Genomic DNA, 21887 nt, shown 5'->3' with positions numbered 1-21887 from the left:
TTTTTATGCTTTTTCAATTTTTTCCAATCGTTGATATAAGGCTAAAATCTCTTCGCTAGTAACTTGTAAGATTTCTGCACTCATCATTTGATCTTCTGAATGTAATAAAAGCAACGAAAAAGGCACCTTATTTCCTGAACTATCTTTTTGTAATAATTCAAAGTGGATTTCATGTCCTTTTAATCGTTGCTGTTGACCTTCCTCAATCAAAGATTGAGCTTCTTCGAAATTTCCTTTTTTTGCAGCTACTATTGCTTCCATAAAAGCTGAACGAGCCGCTCCTAATGCACTAATCATTTTAAAGCACACTAATTCTATTTCATTCATAATTGCTCCTCCTTTCACAATCTTTTAAAAAACGCTTTCTTCCTTAATTTATTATAAACCGTCCTCAAAAAAAATCCTAGTCTTTTATCTTAAAATCTTCAATTATTATATTTGTTCACAAAGTATGAACGAAAAAACTCTCAGAACAACAGAGCTTCCATCATTCTGAGAGTAATATTAACTAATTTTCTTTTCATAAGGAGACTTCACAAATTGAATAGCTTTTAAAATAGCCATAATTGGATTTACCAATACTAGTGCATATTGCACCATCCCAAGCAATCTCATTAATAAAATCATTGGACTAGATAAATGAAGAATCCATCCTAAACTTAATACTTCTGCCATATAACGATATGACAAAAAAAAGATTGGTGTTAACATAATCGAAAACATCATTTCTCCTAATAAAATCAATGGAGAATTTTTCCACGTTTTCCCATTCCATTGTTCTGCAACCATAATCAATAAAGCCATTAGAAAAACAAATAAAACGACTTCACCATCTTTAGATAATAGTGAACTTCCTTGATTCATTGCAAATACAGTTATTACACTCGTTAGTACTATCATTCCCATTATAAACTTCCAATAATAGGTACTAAACTTTTTCATCACCTTTGCTCCTTTCTCTAACTCCCACCTTTACGACTATCATCTACTAACTAGACATTTTAAATCAAGAGTATCTGAGAAAATTTAATAAAAATTTAGGAAATAAAAAAGACAGCCGAAGCTGTCTATCCTACTGGGGTAGCTGGATTCGAACCAACGAATGACGGAGTCAAAGTCCGTTGCCTTACCGCTTGGCTATACCCCAATGGTGGAGGGGGGCAGATTCGAACTGCCGAACCCTAAGGAGCGGATTTACAGTCCGCCGCGTTTAGCCACTTCGCTACCCCTCCAGCTATTATTAAAATAACGTACTCATATATAGTACACTAGACCCTAACTTTTTGCAATACCTTTTTTGAAAAAATATTTATTTTTATATAAGCATAAAGTTTCAAAGTAACTTCTAGTTAAGTATCAAAACTAGAAGTTAGTATGAGACAAAAACACAAAACACAAATATTTAACGTTAGCCGATTGCACTGAAATTGAATTAGGTATTACACAAGGTTCTTCATTTTGATTAGATTATCAAGAGTATGACTACTTTTAATCTCCTATAGATCCAGTGAATTGAGTAATTAAAAAAATATGTTCATACATTTTTACCTTATCTAGATGATTCACATCTTTAAATCCACCTAAAACCAAAAGTGGTATAAATCCAAAACACTGTGTATAATCAAGCGAACCATATTTTTCAATTGCCTCATGATAAAGCGGTAAGTCAAAATAATCATCTGTAAAACTTTTATCAGGTAAAAACTTGATAAAAAGTGATAAATTTTCTAAAAAAATATCAAATATACCTTCTTTATATTTAATAATCCCCAAAAATTCGTTCTTCTCCCAAGTTATAACATCCCCAAAAGCTGTCACAAAAATTGGAATGGAAGTACCCCCTCTGAAGTAAGTTTCCTGAACCAGTTCAAGATACTCATCTGGATTAATGACCTTCAGATAACCGTCTAAAAAAGTCCCCAAACCGCATTCTTCCCAGATTTGAACTAGCTCTTCTGGAACTTGGTCTTTGTACTTTTTAATTACTTCTTGAGGCATGACCGCCACTCTTGTAAAATCTTTTAACATATATACTCCTAATTTAATAAGTTAAGTGAACATATAGATAGATATTTTGTAATTGTTCTGTCATCATCTTGTCTCCTACAGTTGCTCACCTTTCACTTCCTCAAACCATTTTTCAAATTCTAGTCGTGGAAGCAACTCTTCATCCTTCTCATAACGTCCTTCATAGCTATAGCGACTGTCAAGGCTGTTTTTCTGTGAATCATAAATCAACCACATTTCAGTTGGGTGTTCACGATTGTATTCTTGGCAAACATCAAGCATTTTTTGTATATCTTCAAGACCAAAGCGTTGTACTGTTACCATCATATTTTTTGACGTGTCTACTTTTCTATTAATAATTTCATTCACTGCATACATTTTTGTCAAAATTCCATTAATTTTATAAAAAAAATCAAAAGAAAGTAATGCTTCTTCAGAAATACAATAAATATATACTTTTTCTGCTTGATTTTGGACATATTCCATTGCTAGCGAAATCATACTAGCCTGAACTTCCATAAATTTATCTTCAAATTATAAAACCTTATAGTACCACTTGATATAACCGCAAGGAATGTAGCCTGCTTGGTATAAAGCATTCAAATCATCATAAAATGTTGACTCAGCTTGGGGGAACCTCTTTTTTGATAGTCAAGTAGATAGTCAAGCCAATGATATCAAATATAATCTGGTCTTTCGTAGCTCTACCAACAACTTTTGGTGCTAGCAAACTTCAATATTATAGAACGAAAGTAACTGAGTTGTTGTTTAAAATTAAATTTTAGAGTGAGAATATTTTATAGTTCCCTTTTTTCAACTTAATAGCTTATAATTGTCACTTAATAAATTTACTTGCTAACTTGTAAACTTGTTGAATTTCTTTACTATTAACATCCCACCCATCAAGTTCTTCTTTAATCAACGCTGGAATTTTTTTGCTAATGTCCCTCAAAGCATTATCAACTGATTTTCTAACATATTCACTGGAATCTTCTTTTAATGCTGAAATATGTCTAACCGCTTCATATGGATTCTCTTTGAAATATGGTCTACTCGTCCATATTCTCAAACCTTCTGTAACAGCTCTTCTAACATTTGGATCATTATTTTGTAGCCAGTCTTACAACTTACTACTTTTCATATGATAATTTACAAATGTCTTTCCAGCCACTCGATCTTTTTAAAATCCTTATTGTTATTGTGATCATTTCGATAAGAGTCTTGAGAAGAAGCTTTGTAAATACTTAGATACTGCTCCAGACTTGGAAGACGAAATGTGATGCTTTCAATGTGAATAAGCTCTATATCCGATTCCGAAACTCCTGCAAAATCAGGTAAGGAATTGATACTTCCAAATTCAACACTCACTCTATCCTTTTGGAATTCATGCTCATGAATATCTATTAAGACGTAGCCTAAGTCTTTCATCACTTTCATTATCTTGTCCCAGTCATAAATTCTGATATGATCAGGCGCTTCCCAACCTCTAGGATCACCAGGCACATGAATGTCAATGTCAGACGGCTCCCAATTTTCTTTCGTTCTAAACTCCAATCCCAAAGAACCCATCAGTGTTGGTGTAATTCCGACTCGATTTAAATGGAAACAAATGGTTTTAAATTCTTCAAATAAGAGACTCATATTTACTCTAAACCTTTCATCTAAATGTTTGTTATTTCTTCTTTATTACCTTGAACAAAATCATCTTCATTTTCTAGAGTATATCCAGTTATTTTGGATACAAATTCTTTTCCTTCTTTACTAATTCTATTACTCGCCAATATAGTATAAATCAAATAACCAATAAAATGGAATCAATACGTACTTTTCTTAATACAATAAATATAAAAACTACAAATCATTATAGCAGTATATCCTGATAACCAATTTCGGATAATACACCATTAACAAATTTTATTCCTATGCCATTTTCTTTATCCCAATCACACTCACATAAAAAACCAAACTCTTCAATATTTTCATCAAAAGTTAAAGGAAACATGATTTGCTTAGGTTGCAACAAAGAATAAATCTTATCTTCGTCTCCGTTTATATCTAAATAATATTTTTTTCATTATGATTCGTGTAGCTTGAAACAATATTTGATATTTCACGATTGTAATATGATATAATTGCAGAATCTGCCTCTTTTACTATTTCATCTAAGTGATTATTGAAAAATATATACGCTTTTTCCTGATTAATTTCAAACTCAGCATCTTCATCCGCATCAATATTAATTTCCAAAACGTGGTGCTTATTGAAAATATCTAGAGAAATATCTTTTGTCCAACCGTAATTAAATTTTATTTTACCAAAAGTCTTATGATTTATTTCCATTATTATCTCCAATCTTTCTATAAACCTAATACTTTTTTTCTCCCACTTTCTTTAAAGCGATTGGAGTATTCCTGTTTTAATTATCCTTGTTTTTCAATCCATTTTTTTTGATGTTTGCGAGAAATACGCATTAATTCAGTATAAAGTTCAGCTAACTCATCTTTTAAAGACTCATCTTTTAAATACGATTGAACTTTCAAAATCACTTGTTCCTCACGTCCACTATCTAAAATCGGAATATCGTTGTCTAATTTAATTTTTGCTACTTCTTCTACTACATTAGTACGTTCTTCAAATAACGCAACAATTTGGCGATCAATTTGATCAATTTTCTGACGTTGTTCTTCTAACATCAATTTTCCCCTTTCTTACATCCATAAAGTTCCTAATGGATACCCGATTGCGACGGCACTTACAATACTTAACACTAATAACCATCCACCATATAAAAAGGCATCTTTTGAACTCGTCCAACCACTACCAACAGAAATAGCTACATAAGGCATTGCTGGTGGAGTCATATAAGCTAAACTTGCCATAAAACCAATTAAGCAAGCAACAACTGCTGTATGAATTCCTAAATCTGTACTAGCTGCAATCGTTGTTAACACAGTTGTCACAACCGAAACGGTTACTAAATTCGACGAAAAATTCGTTTGAAGTCCCGCCCAAATGACAAAGACAATGACAATTATCATCGCACTCCATTGATGAAATAATGGAGTTAACCCACTTTCAATTAAAGGTAATACACCTAATTCTGGTTTCGTTAATAAAGTTCCTAAACTTAAAGTTGCACCAACTAATAATAAACTTGGCCAGTAAACGCCATGTGTTAACGCCTCTTGAATCGACATTAACGGTTTTCCATCTTCACGGATACAAGCTAATAATACAGCTCCAATCATTGGTGGGAATGCCATCCCCGCAGATTTTAAGAAAGCTGCCACACTAGGTGAAAGAATTCCTAACCATTCCGGAATAATCCACAAAGCAATCACAATTGAAAAAATAGAAACAATCCATCTTTCTTTTTTTGTTACTTTTGGTAAATTTTCCAAGGATTCTAGACTTTGAAAAGTCACTTCTGATAAATCTAATTTCCATAAGCGGTGTAAACTTGCCAACATTCCAATAAAAATACAAATTCCTGCAGGCATTGCAATTCCCATATATTGGATATTCGAAATACTTACACTAGTTGCTGTATGATACAATCCCATTGCCGTAATCGCAAAGACATGATTAATCGGCGTCATCGCCGTTCCAATCGCAATAGTCGAAAATAATGTAATTAAAATAAAGGATGCTTGTCGACTCCCTTTTTCTAATCCAAATACTTCCATCATCTCTTCATAAATTGGAAAGACAATCATAAATAAAATCGTCGGTGAAATAAAACAACTAATAACTAATACCGCTCCTAAAAAGGCTCCTAAAAAATGACTCGGACTTTTCTTTGCAAAATTCGTTTTTAAAAACCAACCGACTAACCGTTTCAAAGCAGGAGTCTGTTCTAAAGCATACGTTACTATAAAGGTAAATAATAAGAAAACAAATGTACTGTTCCCAAAAGAAAGAGAAAACACTTGACTATACGTTACTTTTGGAAGCCACCCAAGTCCTAATAAGACTAAACATAAAACACTTGGCCAATCAATTCCTACAAATAACCACAATAATAAACAACTCATAAAAATCGATAATAAGGCAAATGCACTTCCAGGTATCGCTAATAATTGCCAATCAAAATGCGAATTAACCATCGCAAGAACGATAAAAAGGATACTTAACACTATTGCGACCGTTTGAACCAAACTTCGCGTTTCTTTTTTCATATTCTACTCCTCAACTTTCATTTATTCCGCTATCCATCCTACCGTATTTTTCTCCAAAATACTAGTAAAGCTATCACTTTGACGCTTTTATCGACTATAGTCAAAATGGCTGTCAGTTTATGGTAATTCACGAGCTATCTTTAATGCATCAAAAAACGATAGAGCCTTTTCCTCTACCGTTTCCTATTTTTGTATTTAATTTTCTAATTCAACCTCTGGATTCAGTTGATAATTTTTGCCATAGTTATCCCTAATGACAAATTTATAGTCTACTAAATAGCGACGCATTGTAGCAAAATCATCATATAATTCCTTAATTTTTTCATTCAATTCTTTTTCAGTATACGTCTCTGAATGATTCTTTAAATGATTATAAATAAATTCAAAGATTTCTATTTTATTTTTCTGTTTTTTAGGAAGAACAGTAATCTTTCCATCCCTCATAAATCTAGAAATATTTTCCTCTTTCATACGATAACACCTCTAATCCTTATTCATTTTTTTGGTTAGTTTATACTAAATACAGTAAAAGGACAAGTAAATTTGATCAAAATTTTTCCAACAAAAAACTTGTTAGAAATGGCAGTTATTTCTAACAAGTTCTGGGTAGTGGGTTTATTAAATTTATTGTTTTTCTAATTTTAATACTTTTTCAACTTTTTTATAAAGCATTAACGATAGTACACTGCTTAAGCCAAATTTTAATACATTAAATGGTAATAAGGCAAATAGCATTAATGTCCATAAATTTGTAACAAATGGGTTTGTAGTAGCTGCAAGTGCAACAATTTTTTCAATTGGGAAATGCATTGCTGTTGCATATAATGGGAAAATTACAAAATAATTGGCTGTTAATAATACTACTGTTGCAGTAGCTGTACCAATCACTAAACTTGTAATCGCTCCTTTAAATGTACGGTGATATTTATAATAAAATACTGCTGGCAACATGAAACTTAAACTTCCAATTAAGTTAACTGTTTCGCCAATCCCAAATGTTGTTGTTCCATTTAAAACAAAATTCAATGCAACTTTTACAATCGCAATATACGCACCATATAATGGTCCTAATAAATAACCTCCTAAAATAACAGGTAATTCAGAAAAATCCATTTTAACAAATGGTGGAATAAATGGAAGACTAAATTCTAATAACATTAGAATCGTACTTAACGCACCGAATAGTCCTACTAAAATGATTTGTTTTGTCGCATAACGTGACACTGTTTTTGCATTTGTACTCATCGTACATCTCCTCCTTAACCGGGTGAAGGATCGGATGGTTTCTCACATTCTTGTTCCATTTCATTTGTATAACTGCACAAAAAAATGCAGCAACAAAATGGTCTACATTTCATCGCTGCATTCTTATATATCAAATTGATTGGTATCTTCGAACGTGAAATATAACCATTTTCTCTCATCTAGACTATCACTATCGGTTCTGGAATTGCACCAGATCATGCCTGTTTGGCTCGCGGACTATACCGCCGGTAAGGAATTACACCTTGCCCCGAAAATGTTATTTTATAAACAAAGAGTACCATACTTTTTTTTGCATGACAATAGTTCTGCTCAATATACTGATTGAATCATCTAATTCTCTAAATAAAGGAAAATTCATAAAAATTCATCCTAACACTTAAGTGATTATTTTACCCATTCACCAGCTGCATTGACTTTATATCCGTCAATAACTTCATTTTTAGCCATGTAACCACCTGATTTTAAGTAATACCATTTATGATTTAACTCAATCCATTCTTTTTGAGCTAATTTGCCATCTTCTTAGACATTACGGCCGCAGTCAAGACAGTTGACTCACCGTAACGCACGACAACTGCGCCATTTGCTTGCTTAGCAACCTGACCAGTCTCTACAATTAACTCACGACCCGCAAAAGTCGTTTGAAACACTTGTTTTGTCATTTTAATCCCCTTTGGATTGATGAAATTATACGCCTTGCCTACAAAGATCAAGATACCAAGGACGTCAAAAGCAAAGTAAAAATAGGAAACTGACGAAGTCTTAGATGAAGACAAGATAGTTTATCTTTTTTACACAGCTTTTCGGCCAGGTTCAATTGCTCAAGATACAAATCATTAGAAAGGTTTGATACTAAAGTATCTCAACCTTTCACGCTAATCGCTATCGGGCGATTAGCTAAATGCTTTACTAACTCCCTCGTCAAATAATATCGATTTGACTCGCTCGTGTCGCTAAATCTTGCAGTTTGAATGCATTGTATTATTTAATACCCTCATCTTTGTATCAAGTACGTACAGAGTCTATTTTATCATATTTTTCTTAAAAAGTGCGGTCTTTACCATTAAAAAGGAACCATTCCCCTCACCTGAGAAGAATGGTTTGCTTTTTATTATCCTAGAGACTGATGATTAAACAAGGCATGGGTTGCTTGGTGGATGTATTTTGCTGTTTCTGCATTGTTCATGGTGTAGAGATGCACTCCAGCAACATCTTGAGTTACCAAGTCCACGATTTGGTCCACTGCATAGGTAAGTCCTGCTGCTCTGAGCGACTCAGGGTCATGCTCATACTTGTCTAAGATAGCTTTAAATTTACGTGGAATATGGATATTCTCACAAGTCTTCAAGAGGCGAAGAGCTTGATTTCGATTCAGAATTGGCATTATCCCTGCATGAATAGGAACATCAATCCCAGCCAAGATGCACTTGTCTTGGAAATCATAGAAGCGCTCATTGTCAAAGAAAAGCTGAGTTACAAGGCTCGAACAGCCTGCATCTACTTTCTTCTTAAGATTTTGGATATCTGAAATCTGATTCGGTGAATCCGGATGCCCTTCTGGATAGCATGCTCCGATAATATCAAAGTGAGGAGCTTGTTCCTTGATGAACTCAATCAAGTCAGTTGCATAACGGAAATCCTTTTGAGGTTCCACATCAGGAATAATATCCCCACGAAGAGCCAAGATTTTCTGCACCCCAACCTTGTCCAAGTCAGCAATAGTTTCAGCCACCTTGTCCTTAGTCAAATAGATGGCTGGCAAGTGAGCAATAGTCGGAATCGCCAAGTCATTTTGGATAAAGTCAGCCAAACGAACCGTCGTTTCCTTGATATTAAATTTATTATTGCTGGCAGTTACACTGATAAAGTGAGGAGCCAACTCCTGCATGTCCTGCAAGGATGAAATAATTTTATCATTACCCACTGCTGGGTTTGGAGGGAACACTTCAAATGAGAGTGACGGTGTTTGGCGTGACATAGTCCTTATCCTTTTCTTTTTGATTTCATTTTGAACAACCGTTGTAGGGAGAAATCTAATCTTACAATTTCTCACGCGCAGCTTTAGCTGCTTCAACTAGGCGGATCAAGCTTTCTTTTGTTTCTGGAATACCACGTGTTTTCAAACCACAGTCAGGGTTGATCCAAACTTTCTTGCTTGGCACTTTAGCAAGGATAGCTTCGATAGTATTATCGATTTCGCCTTCGTTCGGCACACGAGGTGAGTGGATATCGTAAACCCCAGGTCCCACTTCAGTTTGGAAGTTTTTCGCTTTGAGTTCGTCCAAGATTTCAAGGTTTGAACGGCTAGCTTCAAAGGAAATAACGTCCGCATCCATGTTATCGATAGCTGGGATGATATCTGTAAATTCTGAGTAACACATGTGAGTGTGGATTTGTGTATCTGGCGCTACTGTTGAGTGTACCAAACGGAAGGCAGGAATAGCCCAGTCAAGGTAGTCTTCATACCAGTCGCTACGACGGAGTGGCAATTTCTCACGAAGAGCAGCCTCGTCGATTTGGATGATTTTCACACCAGCAGCTTCAAGGTCAAGCACTTCATCCTTGATAGCAAGGGCGATTTGAAGAGTAGAATCCTTGATAGAGATGTCTTCACGTGGGAATGACCAGTTAAGAATTGTAACAGGTCCAGTCAACATCCCCTTAACAGGTTTGTTTGTACGGCTTTGTGCATAGCTAGACCATTTAACAGTGATTGGGTTAAGACGAGTGACATCACCCCAGATGATTGGTGGTTTTACCCCACGCATACCGTAAGATTGTACCCAACCATTTTTAGAGAAGAGGTAACCTGACAAGTTTTGACCGAAGTACTCAACCATGTCATTACGCTCGAACTCACCGTGAACAAGGACATCAAAGTCGATATCTTCTTGCCATTTGATCCATTCATCGATTGTTTCAGCAAGGAAAGCATCGTACTCTTCTTGAGACAATTCACCTTTACGGTAAGCCAAACGTTTCGCACGAACTTCTTTAGTTTGAGGGAATGAACCGATAGTTGTTGTTGGAAGAGCTGGAAGTTTGAAAGCTTCTTCTTGGATGGCTTCACGTTCTGCAAATGCTGGCAAACGAGTGTAGTCTGCATCAGTCAAACCAGCGATACGCGCACGAAGTTCAGCATTTTCACCAACACGCTCAGTCGCAAAGAGTTCTTTGTTGGCTGCAAGTGCTTCTTCACCTTGACCATTACGGATAGCATCCAAATCACGAATCTCATCTAATTTTTCAACTGCAAAAGCAAAGTGGTTCAAGATAGCTGGTTCAAATTCCTCATTAGCAGTTGTAAACGGCACATGAAGAAGTGAGCATGAGCTTGTCAAGACAATGTTTTCAGCTGGAATTTGCTCAAGAATAGCCAAGCTCTTTTCGTAATTGTTACGCCAGATGTTCTTACCATTAACAATACCTGCATAAAGAGTCTTGTCAGCTGGGAAGCCACCTTTAACGAGTTCAAGAGTTTTCTTACCTTCAACGAAGTCAAGACCGATAGCATCTACTGGCAAGTTCACAAGGTCAGCGTAAACGTCACGAACATCACCGAAGTAAGTTTGAAGCAAGACTTCAAGACCTTTTTTATCAGCCAAAAGTTTGTTGTAGAGGTTCAAGAAGAGAGCTTTTTCTTCAGCTGTCAAATCTTTTACAAGAGCAGCTTCGTCGAGTTGGATACGAGTCGCACCAAGTTCAGCCAATTTTGCAAAAACTTCTTGGTAGGCAGCTACTAAGCTGTCTACGAAGTCTTCTGCTTTCACACCTTCTTCAAAGTCTGACAGTTGAAGGAAAGTGAATGGACCTACAAGAACTGGGCGAGTGTTCAATCCAAGTTCTTTTGCTTCTTGGAACTCATCAAAAATCTTGTGACCTGCAAGTTTGACTTGAGTGTCTTTTTCAAATTTAGGAACGATGTAGTGGTAGTTGGTGTTGAACCATTTCTTCATTGGAAGGGCGCGAACGTCTCCTTTTTCTCCTTGGTAACCACGACCCAAAGCGAAGTAGCGCTCAAGGTCAGACAAGTCCAAGTTTTGAACTGAAGCAGGTACCACGTTGAAAAGGAAAGCTGCATCTAGGAAGTTATCATAGTGAGAAAAGTCATTTGATGGGATTTCAGTGATGCCTTTTTCTTTGACAATGTTCCAGTGTTTAGCACGCAAGCCTTTTGCGGCTTCCAAGAGTTCTTCTTCTGAGATTTCTTTTCTAAAGTATTTTTCAGTTGTAAATTTTAATTCGCGGAATTCGCCCAAACGTGGGAAACCGATGATTGTAGTTGACATGATGTGTCCTCCAAAATTTGTTGTTGAAACTATCTTAACAGAAAAGAAATCATCTGTATAATTGTAAAAAATTAGGCTTTGATATAGTTTGAAACTATATCTCTGTTTTAAACAAAAGAAAAAGACCTGAGAAAAATGCCTCAAATCCTTTGTGTATCTTGTTTTATAGCTGTATTTTAGTTAGACTGGTAAAACGCGTTATTAGTAATTCTTATAAGTGACTATGACTTGTTATTAGAAAAGACTGGATTGACTACAAGCATCCCTAATAATAAGGTTGTTGACAACCCGGCAATAATTTGATGTTTCAAATTTTTCCGTGCCATATTTCCATCCCCTTTAAATTTGATACCTTCATTCTAGAACTAGGGTATTTTTTGTGTAAACGCTTTAATTACTGATTTTACCAAACTTTCACAGAATTCTTATCTATCTACCGACTTTTCTCATAATCCATTAGTTTTTAATACGAAAAAGACTTTAGAAACTACTACTTCCATAATTTCTAAAGTCTTTCATTCTAATTATTTCAATACTTTCTTCAAATATTGTCCTGTAAAGCTTCCTTTGACTTGAGCAACTTCTTCAGGTGTTCCAGTAGCGACTACTAGTCCTCCACCACTTCCACCTTCTGGTCCCATATCAATAATATAATCCGCCGTTTTGATTACATCCAAATTATGTTCGATTACTAAAACAGTATTCCCTGATTCTACTAAACGATTCAATACTTCTAATAATCGAGCAATATCATCTGTATGAAGCCCTGTCGTTGGCTCATCTAATACATAAAAGGTATTCCCTGTAGACACTCGTTGAAGTTCACTCGCTAATTTCATCCGTTGTGCTTCTCCACCCGATAAAGTTGTAGCGGATTGTCCTAAAGTCACATAGCCTAAACCAACATCTTTAATCGTTTGAAGTTTTCGTTTAATTTTTGGAACAGCTTGGAAAAATTCTACCGCATCATCTACCGTCATTTCTAATACTTCCGCAATACTTTTTCCTTTATATTTGACTTCCAATGTTTCTGAATTATAACGACTACCATGGCAAATTTCACAAGGGACGTATACATCTGGTAGGAAATGCATTTCAATTTTTAAAATACCGTCTCCCTTACACGCTTCGCATCGTCCACCTTTAACATTGAAACTAAAACGTCCTTTTTTATAGCCACGTAATTTTGCTTCATTAGTCGTTGCAAATAAGTCACGAATATCATCAAATACACTTGTGTAAGTTGCTGGATTACTTCTTGGGGTACGACCAATTGGACTTTGGTCGATATCAATAATTTTATCTAATCCTTCATATCCTTCAATTGATTTAAAAGCTCCAGGTTTTTCTTTTGATTTTGAAATTTCTCTTGCTAGAGCTTTTTTCAATACTCCATTGACAAGAGAGCTCTTTCCAGAACCTGAAACCCCTGTGACGGCTACTAATCTTCCTAAAGGAATATCGACGTTAACAGATTTTAAGTTATTTTCACTGGCTCCTTTTAAGTGAATCCACCCTTTATCTTCTGTTCTACGTTCCGTTGGAACGGCAATTGATTTTTTCCCTGATAAATATTGACCCGTCAATGAGTTTGGATTTTTTTCCACTTCTTTTGGCGTTCCAGCAGCAATAATTTGTCCGCCAAATTCTCCTGCCCCTGGTCCAATATCAATTAAGTAATCTGCTGCTCTCATCGTGTCTTCATCGTGTTCTACTACAATTAATGTATTTCCTAAATCACGCATATTTTGTAATGATTGAATTAATCGATCATTATCTCTTTGATGCAATCCAATCGATGGTTCATCTAAAATATATAATACTCCTGATAAATTCGATCCAATTTGAGTTGCTAAACGAATTCGTTGCGCTTCTCCCCCTGATAAAGTTCCTGCTGCACGGCTAAGGTTTAAATATTGCAAACCAACATTTTTCAAGAATGTTAAACGAGATTGCACTTCTTTTAAAATAGGAGCAGCAATTTGTACATCTTGTGGAGATAACGTTAAGTCTTTGAAAAATTCAATTTCTTCATCAACGGATAGTTCTAATACTTCACTAATATGTTTATGATTCACTTTGACTGCCAATGCCTGTTTATTTAAACGATGTCCATGACAAGCTTTACACGATAATTCCGTCATATATTGACGCATTTGTTCTCTAGTATAATCGCTATTCGTCTCATGGTAACGGCGTTTCACATTGACAATGACTCCTTCAAAAGGTACATCCACATCTCGAACGCCACCAAATTCATTTTCATAATGGAAATGGAAAGTGGCGTCTCCAGAACCATATAACACTAGGTTTTTCTGAGACTGTGTTAATTTTTCAAAAGGTAAATCCATTGGAACTTTAAACTGCTCACAAAATTGACGTAGCATCTCTGGATAATAGTTCGAACTAATCGGATTCCAAGGCGCTAATGCTCCTTCATTTAATGTTTTTTCTTTATCTGGAATGACTAAATCGATATCCACTTCTAATTTCATTCCTAATCCATCACATTCCGGACAAGCTCCAAAAGGTGCATTGAATGAAAATAGACGTGGCTCTAATTCTCCAATGGTAAATCCACAATGAGGACAAGCATAGTGCTCACTAAATAAGATTTCTTCTTGCCCAATGACATCGACAATCGCATACCCTTCTGCTAAACGAAGCGCTGCTTCTAATGAATCGAATAATCTTGAACGGCTCTTGTCCGATACAATAATACGGTCGACAACAATTTCAATGGAATGTTTTTTGTTTTTTTCTAATGAAATTTCATCCGTTGTCCCCATCATTTCGCCATCTACTCGAATACGAATATAGCCGTCTTTTTGAATCGATTCGAAAACCTTTTTATGTTCTCCTTTTTTCCCTTTTACAATCGGAGCTAAAATTTGAATTTTTGTTCTTTCTGGTAATTCCATTACACGATTCACCATTTGTTCAATTGACTGACTTTCAATTAGAGTGCCGTCATTTGGACAATACGGTTTTCCTACACGTGCATATAGTAATCTCAAATAATCATTAATTTCCGTCACTGTTCCCACAGTTGAACGAGGATTACGAGAAGTTGTTTTTTGGTCAATCGCAATTGCTGGACTTAATCCATCAATACTATCAACATCTGGTTTATCCATTTGCCCTAAAAATTGTCGTGCATAAGCTGATAAACTCTCTACATATCTTCTTTGCCCTTCTGCATATAATGTATCAAAAGCTAGTGAACTCTTCCCTGAACCGGATAATCCTGTAATTACCACTAATTGATCTCTTGGAATCGTTACATCAATATTTTTTAAATTATGGGAGCGTGCTCCTCGAACGATAATCTGATCTTTCGCCATTCCATCTTCCTCTATTTCTATCTATAATCAAAAACTCTGCCCTTAGGCGTTCACCTTAGTATAGCATAGTTTCTTTTTTATTACGAACAAACGTTCTTTTTCAGTCATACATCTTCATTTTAAGTGAATTTAAAAAAATGAGCAAATTTTGAGCAGAATGTAAGCAGAATATGAGCAGATTCCTACTCAACAAAAAAGTCTGAACCTTCATAGCTCCCTCACTATCAAAATTCAGACATTTTTTTAATTCTTAGATAATTTCCATTTCCACTGGACAGTGGTCACTTCCGGTTACATCCGCACGAATTTTCACTTCTTGAATGCGAGAAGTTAACACTTCTGATACAACAAAATAGTCAATTCTCCATCCAATATTTCTTGCACGAGCGCCACCCATATAGCTCCACCAAGTATAAGCTCCTACTGCTTCTGGGTAACGAAAACGGAACGCATCTACTAAGCCATTCTCTACAATTTGATCAAATTTTTCACGCTCTTCTTTTGTAAATCCTGCATTTTTTGTATTTGTTTTTGGATTTGCCAAATCGATTTCCTTATGCGCTACATTTAAATCGCCACAGAAAATAACAGGCTTTGTTTCTTCTAACTTTTTAATAAAAGCTAAGAAATCATCTTCCCACACTTGGCGATAACTTAAACGAGTTAAATCACGTTTCGCATTTGGCGTATAAACTGTCACTAAATAATAATCTGCATACTCTGCTGTAATGACACGTCCTTCTTGATCATGTTCTTCAATTCCTAATCCATATTGAACAGAAATCGGTTCTTCCTTTGTAAAAATAGCTGTTCCAGAATATCCTTTTTTTACTGCTGAATTCCAATACGCATGATAGCCTGCAAATTCCATTCCTAAATCCACTTGTTCAGGCTGTGCTTTTGTTTCTTGTAAACATAAAATATCTGGTTGAGCTTCTAATACATATTCTTGTAAAGCCCCTTTATTTAAAACAGAACGAATTCCATTCACATTCCATGTTGTTAATTTCATACTTCTTCCTCCACATTCATTTTGTTCTATCATAACAATTTTATAAAATGATGACTAGCAAAAAGATACCGACCTCCAACGATTAGATTTTTAGTCTAACTTTTGGGGTCGGTATTTCAGAAATACTTTTTCTCTAAATATCCGCATCATTCGGCAAGCAAATATAAAAACTAATCACTTCTCCAACGGATTCAGCTAACATTCTCCCACCATGACTTCGAACAATATTATCCGCAATGGCTAAACCTAAGCCTGTTCCACCTGTTTCTTTCGAACGAGAGCCTTCTGCACGATAGAAACGACTAAATAAATGCTCCAACACTTCTTTAGAAATAGGTTCTCCAATATTACGAACAGCAATGGTTACAATGTCTTTTTGTTCCAATACTTCTATCGTAATTTTCGTATTTTCACGACCATATTTAATCGCATTCGACAGTAAATTATGAATCGCTCGTACCATCTTTTCGGCATCCATCTCCAAGACCATTTTTCTTTTTGGTGGAATGACTTCAATTGTCATTTGACGTTTTTGTGCTTCTAATTCAAAATCGGCTGCTACTTGTTCTAAGAAATTTGCTACCGGAATATCATTCAATCGCAATGGTGCTCCATTTGGACTTGTCGTTGTATATTCGAATAAATCATCTACTAATGCCTTCATTTGTTGCGCTTTATGATACGCAATTTCTGCATAACGCTTTGTTTCTTCTGGTGTTTTCGGCTTTCCGTTAATGACTAATCCTAAATACCCAATAATAGACGTTAAAGGGGTACGAATATCATGAGAAACATTTGTAATCAATTCATCTTTTGATTTTTCAATCATCCGTTCATCTTCCATGGCGCTTACGGTCGAGTCTACTAAACGGTTAATACTCGTCACTACTTTTCCCATATCTCCTGCTAATTGGAATGGAATTCTTCGATCATAATCTCCTTGAGCAATTAAATGTAATTCCTCTAAAACATGAGACAATTGCATTTGATGATAACGACGAATTAAACGCCAGTAAGTAAATCCAATTGCAAAAATAGTCGAACTAATGGAGAAAATATTTTTATATAATTGAATTTCACTTGGTTCAACATTCCAAGCTTGACGAATCGAACGACTGCCGTCTACAAAGTATCCAGGCGCATCTAAAATTTGATTCAACAATACTAAAGCTCCTAAATATAAGACAAAGACGATACAGAGTGTAATCACGCCTTCTAAAAATAATTCACTAATTTCCCGGGCTGTTAATTTTAAAAGGGCCGCAGGCTTTTCCTCTCTATCCGCCTTTTTTTGAAAAAATTTGCTATTTACTTTCAATTTTATAGCCAACTCCCCATACGGTTTCAATAACCTTATCTCCACCTGTTGCTTCAGCAATCTTGTCACGTAAATGACTGACGTGAACCATTACCGTTTTAGTAGAGACAATACTTTCTTGTTGCCATACCGTTTCAAAAATTTCATCTGCACTAAATACTTTATTAGGGTGACTTGCTAGTAAGAATAAAATTCCAAACTCTAACACCGTTAATTGAATTTCTAAACCATCTAATGTTGTTACTTGATGAGAACCTTTATTAATTAATAATGGACCAATCGTAATTTCTTCAGCACTTTCACTTTCTTTTGTTAAAGCTGAAGTTCGACGTAATAATGATTTTACACGTGCAATGACTTCTAATGGGTTAAAAGGTTTTGTTACATAATCATCTGCCCCATTTGTTAATCCTTGAATTTTATCAATATCTGTTGATTTGGCACTTAATAATAAAATTGGTAAAGCATCATTCGTTTTGCGAATTTCATGCACAACAGAAATCCCATCTAACCGTGGCATCATAATATCTAAAATCACCATATCAATATCTGGATAAGCTTGAATTTTTTCTAATGCTTGTTTTCCATCATATGCTTTTACAATTTCAAACTTTTCATTTCTTAAATAAATGGATAATAATTCAACAATCTCGCGATCGTCATCTACGACTAAAATTTTCATAAAAATCCCTCTTTTCGTATTCTTTTCAACTTTATCCTACTCAATCTCTAAGAAAAACTCCACCATTTCATTAAAATCTTGAAAATTCTTTAATAATTTGGCAAAAAAATCGCTTCTTTATGCCTGAATACACGTTTTTTTGCTATAATGTAAGTGTATTCCTAATTTATTGGAAAGGATTTTTTATGACACAAACACCTATTACAAATCAACAAGTTCAATTACTAGAAACAATTGTCTCTTCTTCAGAACAAATGCAAGATCATTTTGTTCCATTTGCAGTGGATGAATCCATTTTACATCATCTCGTGCAATTTCCATCGGAAACTTTTCTACATTTTTGGGAAATGGAAGATACAGTGATTTTAGGAATGACAGATACTAAAACACCCTATTTAGAAGAGGGAGTTGCCTTATTAAAACAACGAAATTACACACCAGTTGTTCGTCATGCTGGAGGCTTAGCCGTTGTTAGTAACTCAGGCGTTTTAAATATTAGTTTATTATTTTCTAGACAAAATGCAACGATTACTCAAGTCTATGAATGGATGCAAGAACTCATCACTCGTGCCTTTCCAGAAGCTATTGGAGAAAAAGAAATCCAAGCCTTTGAAGTGAGTGATTCCTATTGCCCAGGAGACTATGATTTAAGTATCCAAGGGAAGAAATTCGCTGGAATTGCGCAAAGACGTTTTAAAAATTCTATTTGTGTCTCTATTTATCTTAGCATTAATGGAGATCAAGAAGAACGTGGAAACTTAATCCATGATTTTTATGAAGAAAGTATTAAGGGAGAAGAAACTCGTTGGCATTATCCAACAGTTAACGCAGACAGTATGGCGAATTTATCTCAATTATTAGACTTAACTCTAACGGTTCAAGAAGTTAAAGAACGCATTTTAACAGCTCTATTAGATGGACAATGTGAATTATTAGAGTCAGAAATTAATTTTGCAACTGAAGCAAGTTACCAAAAAGCCATGGATCGTTTAAACCTTCGAAAAGTTTAACGGTAAATCCAGACAATATAAGGAGGAAAAGATTGATGTATATTGAAGAACTATCCCGTGAAAAAGTATTACGTGACCCTGTTCATGATTACATTCACATTCAACACCGTGTTATTTTAGACTTAATTAATAGCCGAGAAATGCAACGATTACGCCGAATTAAACAAACAGGCGCTTCTATGTTCACCTTCCATACAGCTGAACATTCCCGCTTTTCTCATTCATTAGGCGTCTATGAAATTGCTAGAAGAATTTGCGACAAATTTGTTCGTAACTACCCTTCTACAACCCCAGAAGATGGATTATGGGATGACTCTAACCGCCTTGTTGTCCTATGTGCCGCTCTATTACACGATATCGGACACGGCCCTTATTCTCATGCTTTTGAGAAAATTTTCGATACAAACCATGAACAAATTACGATTGATATTATTTTGTCACCAGACACAGAAGTGAACAAAATTTTAAAAACGGTCTCTCCTACTTTCCCAGAAGAAGTAGCCAGTGTCATTCAAAAGAAACATCCAAATCCACAAGTCGTTCAATTAATTTCTAGTCAAATTGATGCTGACCGTATGGATTACTTACTACGAGATGCTTATTTCACAGGGGTAAACTATGGAACCTTTGATTTAACTCGTATTTTACGTGTGATTCGTCCTTATAAAGGTGGGATTGCCTTTAACTTCTCAGGAATGCATGCCGTAGAAGATTATGTCGTTAGCCGTTATCAAATGTATATGCAAGTTTATTTTCATCCAGTATCAAGAGGTATGGAAGTGGTGTTAAATCACTTATTAAAACGTGCTACTGAATGTTATCATTCAACGACTAATCCATTAAAATATACCGCATCTTTCTTAAAACCATTTTTTGAAAAAAATTGGACATTAGAAGACTATCTGCGTCTAGACGACAGTGTATTAAACACTTATTTTGCTCATTGGCAAATTGAAGACGATGCGATTTTAAGCGATTTAGCAGATCGTTTTATTAATCGTAGACCATTTAAATCCGTGCCATTTAACCCTGTCAATGACGTGGCAACAATTGAACGTATGAAAGAACTAGTACAAAATGTTGGTTATAATACCGAGTATTATACTGCGATTAATAATAGTTATGATTTACCATATGATTTCTATCGTCCAGATTCAGTAAAACCAAGAACGCAAATTGAATTAATGGAACGAAATGGAAATATGGTCGAATTATCTATTGTTAGTTCGATAGTATCTGCTATTTCAGGAAGAGTTCGTGGAGATGAACGCTTATACTTCCCTAGAGAAATGTTTGCAGAAGGAACATCAGAATTATTTAGCGAAGATTATAAAGAATTCCAAGAATTAGCAACTAAACTTGATGTCTACTCGAACCAAATGAAATAATGTTAAAAAGACTTTTCTAAACTAGCCGGACTCAACAAAAGGATACAGGCTACAAGGGAAAGTCTTTTGTGCTTTTTTATTCAGTAAAAAAATATGCTATAATAAAGTGATACAGAAAAAAGGAGACTCACTATGATTAAATTAATTGCCATTGATATTGATGGAACTTTGATTAACTCAAAACACGAAATTACTCCTCGTGTTCATGCTGCATTAACAAAAGCAAAAGAACAAGGTGTCTATGTTGTTCTTTGTACAGGGCGTCCTCTTCCTGGCGTTCAAGGATATTTAAACGAATTAAACTTAATTAATGATCGTGATTTTGTTATTACTTATAATGGTTCACTTGTTCAAAAAACAGGAACAGGCGAAAGTTTAGTACGCTTTGGAATGACAATGGATGATTTAAAACTCATGGATGATTATCATCAACAATACGGCGTTCACTACCACGCAATCGATGAAAAAAATATTTATGTGACTACACCAGATATTGGAAAATACTCTTATATGGAACGTGACCTTGTTGGAATGCCAATTGTGCAACAACCACTAGATCAATTTGACCCAAATGCTACTTTTTCAAAAATGATGTTCGTAGATGAACCAGAAATTTTAGAAAATCTGATTCCAAATTTAAGTGACTCGTTCAAAGAAAATCATAATATCGTTCGTAGTATGCCTGTTTACTTAGAAGTCCTACATCCACAAGCCAGTAAAGGACACGCTGTCGCTAAACTAGCAGAACTATTAGGACTAGATGCCAGCGAAGTAATGTGTATCGGAGACCAAGGAAACGATAGAGATATGATTGAATATGCAGGTATGGGCGTTGCCATGGGAAATGCAATCGATGAAATTAAAGAACTCGCAAACTTCATTACAACAACAAATGATGAAGACGGTGTTGCAGTAGCCGTAGAAACTCATGTGTTAAATACGGAGAACTCTCTATGATTCATTCCATGAATCTAGCTCCTTCTCCATTTGAAATGATTGCATCTGGAAAAAAGACTATCGAATTAAGATTAAATGACGAAAAACGAAGAAAAATTCAAATTGGAGATTTCATTCAATTTACCAATGTAAAATCTCCAAACGAATCCATTCTTTGCGAAGTTATCCGGCTTCATCCATTCGAAAACTTTGCTTCATTATACAAAGCACTTCCTTTGCTATCTTGTGGCTACACAGCTTCAACCATTCAACACGCACATCCTGATGATATGCGAATGTATTATTCAAAAGAAGAGGAAGACACTTTTGGAGTCGTTGGAATTGAATTGAAATTAATAACAAAAAAATAACCCAAAGGAGATTTTACACCCCTTTGGGTTTTATTTACACTGTAACATAAAGAAACTCTTCACAAAACACGATTATTAAAGAGAAA

Annotated in this window: 21 protein-coding genes, 2 tRNA genes, 3 pseudogenes and 1 riboswitch; of the genes and pseudogenes, 4 read left to right on the top strand and 22 right to left on the bottom strand. The window is 35.2% G+C overall.

The window, feature by feature from the left end; all coding sequences use genetic code 11:
• Positions 1–3: 3 nt before the first annotated feature.
• The 22 genes and pseudogenes from HMPREF0446_RS00600 to HMPREF0446_RS00510 all read right to left on the bottom strand — a co-directional run bounded on the left by HMPREF0446_RS00600 (position 4) and on the right by HMPREF0446_RS00510 (position 18096).
• Positions 4–327 (bottom strand): PTS lactose/cellobiose transporter subunit IIA, encoded by a 324-nt coding sequence (locus tag HMPREF0446_RS00600; RefSeq protein WP_020991232.1) that lies wholly within the window; start codon positions 325–327, stop codon positions 4–6.
• A 177-nt stretch (positions 328–504) separates the two neighbouring features.
• Positions 505–942, bottom strand: coding sequence for a hypothetical protein (locus HMPREF0446_RS00595; RefSeq protein ID WP_020991231.1), 438 nt, complete (start codon positions 940–942; stop codon positions 505–507).
• 133 nt (positions 943–1075) lie between these two features.
• Positions 1076–1147: transfer RNA gene (locus HMPREF0446_RS00590), tRNA-Gln, on the bottom strand.
• 1 nt (position 1148) lies between these two features.
• Positions 1149–1232, bottom strand: a tRNA-Tyr gene (locus HMPREF0446_RS00585).
• A 256-nt stretch (positions 1233–1488) separates the two neighbouring features.
• Entirely contained in the window at positions 1489–2028 is a 540-nt protein-coding gene (locus HMPREF0446_RS00580; RefSeq protein WP_006703708.1) for a T6SS immunity protein Tdi1 domain-containing protein, read from the bottom strand.
• Between the two features lie 75 nt (positions 2029–2103).
• The gene (locus HMPREF0446_RS00575) at positions 2104–2526 is read right to left on the bottom strand and encodes a hypothetical protein (RefSeq protein WP_006703709.1); all 423 of its coding nucleotides are present in this window, start codon (positions 2524–2526) and stop codon (positions 2104–2106) included.
• Positions 2527–2842: 316 nt separating this feature from the next.
• Positions 2843–3100 (bottom strand): annotated as a pseudogene (locus HMPREF0446_RS00570) (phosphomethylpyrimidine kinase); the annotation flags it as partial.
• 56 nt (positions 3101–3156) lie between these two features.
• Positions 3157–3648 (bottom strand): hypothetical protein, encoded by a 492-nt coding sequence (locus HMPREF0446_RS00565; RefSeq protein ID WP_006703711.1) that lies wholly within the window; start codon positions 3646–3648, stop codon positions 3157–3159.
• Between the two features lie 220 nt (positions 3649–3868).
• Complete coding sequence (locus tag HMPREF0446_RS08845; protein ID WP_390890851.1) at positions 3869–4027, bottom strand: DUF6985 domain-containing protein; 159 nt, start codon at positions 4025–4027, stop codon at positions 3869–3871.
• Positions 4028–4062: 35 nt separating this feature from the next.
• Positions 4063–4347, bottom strand: coding sequence for a DUF6985 domain-containing protein (locus tag HMPREF0446_RS08665; RefSeq protein ID WP_006703713.1), 285 nt, complete (start codon positions 4345–4347; stop codon positions 4063–4065).
• Positions 4348–4427: 80 nt separating this feature from the next.
• Positions 4428–4700, bottom strand: coding sequence for a chorismate mutase (locus tag HMPREF0446_RS00555; protein WP_006703714.1), 273 nt, complete (start codon positions 4698–4700; stop codon positions 4428–4430).
• A gap of 15 nt (positions 4701–4715) precedes the next feature.
• Positions 4716–6185: an SLC13 family permease gene (locus HMPREF0446_RS00550; protein ID WP_006703715.1), complete on the bottom strand. Its 1470-nt coding sequence runs from the start codon at positions 6183–6185 to the stop codon at positions 4716–4718.
• A gap of 195 nt (positions 6186–6380) precedes the next feature.
• The gene (locus tag HMPREF0446_RS00545; protein ID WP_006703716.1) at positions 6381–6656 is read right to left on the bottom strand and encodes a DUF2087 domain-containing protein; all 276 of its coding nucleotides are present in this window, start codon (positions 6654–6656) and stop codon (positions 6381–6383) included.
• A gap of 153 nt (positions 6657–6809) precedes the next feature.
• Positions 6810–7430: an ECF transporter S component gene (locus HMPREF0446_RS00540; RefSeq protein WP_006703717.1), complete on the bottom strand. Its 621-nt coding sequence runs from the start codon at positions 7428–7430 to the stop codon at positions 6810–6812.
• A 163-nt stretch (positions 7431–7593) separates the two neighbouring features.
• Positions 7594–7710, bottom strand: a riboswitch (FMN riboswitch).
• 131 nt (positions 7711–7841) lie between these two features.
• Positions 7842–7970: pseudogene (locus HMPREF0446_RS08435) on the bottom strand (hypothetical protein); the annotation flags it as partial.
• Positions 7964–8113, bottom strand: a pseudogene (locus HMPREF0446_RS08800) (polyribonucleotide nucleotidyltransferase); the annotation flags it as partial. The pseudogenes HMPREF0446_RS08435 and HMPREF0446_RS08800, both read right to left, overlap by 7 nt.
• Positions 8114–8562: 449 nt before the next feature.
• Positions 8563–9429: a methylenetetrahydrofolate reductase [NAD(P)H] gene (metF, locus tag HMPREF0446_RS00535; protein WP_006703719.1), complete on the bottom strand. Its 867-nt coding sequence runs from the start codon at positions 9427–9429 to the stop codon at positions 8563–8565.
• 61 nt (positions 9430–9490) lie between these two features.
• Positions 9491–11740 (bottom strand): 5-methyltetrahydropteroyltriglutamate--homocysteine S-methyltransferase, encoded by a 2250-nt coding sequence (gene metE / locus HMPREF0446_RS00530; protein ID WP_040507379.1) that lies wholly within the window; start codon positions 11738–11740, stop codon positions 9491–9493.
• A 524-nt stretch (positions 11741–12264) separates the two neighbouring features.
• The gene (gene uvrA / locus HMPREF0446_RS00525) at positions 12265–15084 is read right to left on the bottom strand and encodes an excinuclease ABC subunit UvrA (RefSeq protein WP_006703721.1); all 2820 of its coding nucleotides are present in this window, start codon (positions 15082–15084) and stop codon (positions 12265–12267) included.
• 250 nt (positions 15085–15334) lie between these two features.
• Entirely contained in the window at positions 15335–16096 is a 762-nt protein-coding gene (locus HMPREF0446_RS00520) for an exodeoxyribonuclease III (RefSeq protein WP_006703722.1), read from the bottom strand.
• 133 nt (positions 16097–16229) lie between these two features.
• A complete protein-coding gene (locus tag HMPREF0446_RS00515) occupies positions 16230–17483 on the bottom strand; it encodes a sensor histidine kinase (protein ID WP_006703723.1) in 1254 nt (417 codons plus the stop codon).
• Positions 17401–18096, bottom strand: a complete 696-nt coding sequence (locus tag HMPREF0446_RS00510; RefSeq protein WP_006703724.1) for a response regulator transcription factor — start codon at positions 18094–18096, stop codon at positions 17401–17403. Before HMPREF0446_RS00510 ends, HMPREF0446_RS00515 begins: the two co-directional genes overlap by 83 nt.
• A 185-nt stretch (positions 18097–18281) precedes the next feature.
• Between HMPREF0446_RS00510 and HMPREF0446_RS00505 the strand changes: the two genes are divergently transcribed.
• The 4 genes from HMPREF0446_RS00505 (at position 18282) to HMPREF0446_RS00490 (ending at position 21801) form a co-directional block, all read left to right on the top strand.
• Positions 18282–19106 carry a lipoate--protein ligase family protein gene (locus tag HMPREF0446_RS00505; protein ID WP_006703725.1) on the top strand — a complete coding sequence of 275 codons (825 nt, stop codon included), beginning with the start codon at positions 18282–18284 and terminating at the stop codon, positions 19104–19106.
• Between the two features lie 35 nt (positions 19107–19141).
• Positions 19142–20494 (top strand): HD domain-containing protein, encoded by a 1353-nt coding sequence (locus HMPREF0446_RS00500; RefSeq protein WP_020991228.1) that lies wholly within the window; start codon positions 19142–19144, stop codon positions 20492–20494.
• A 132-nt stretch (positions 20495–20626) separates the two neighbouring features.
• Complete coding sequence (gene yidA, locus HMPREF0446_RS00495; RefSeq protein ID WP_006703727.1) at positions 20627–21451, top strand: sugar-phosphatase; 825 nt, start codon at positions 20627–20629, stop codon at positions 21449–21451.
• Positions 21448–21801 (top strand): ASCH domain-containing protein, encoded by a 354-nt coding sequence (locus tag HMPREF0446_RS00490; RefSeq protein ID WP_006703728.1) that lies wholly within the window; start codon positions 21448–21450, stop codon positions 21799–21801. The genes yidA and HMPREF0446_RS00490 overlap by 4 nt, the downstream gene beginning before the upstream one ends.
• Positions 21802–21887 lie beyond the last annotated feature (86 nt).

The organism is Granulicatella elegans ATCC 700633, assembly GCF_000162475.2.
Classification (GTDB): Bacteria; Bacillota; Bacilli; order Lactobacillales; family Aerococcaceae; genus Granulicatella; species Granulicatella elegans.
This window is presented reverse-complemented; position numbering and strand designations above follow the sequence as displayed.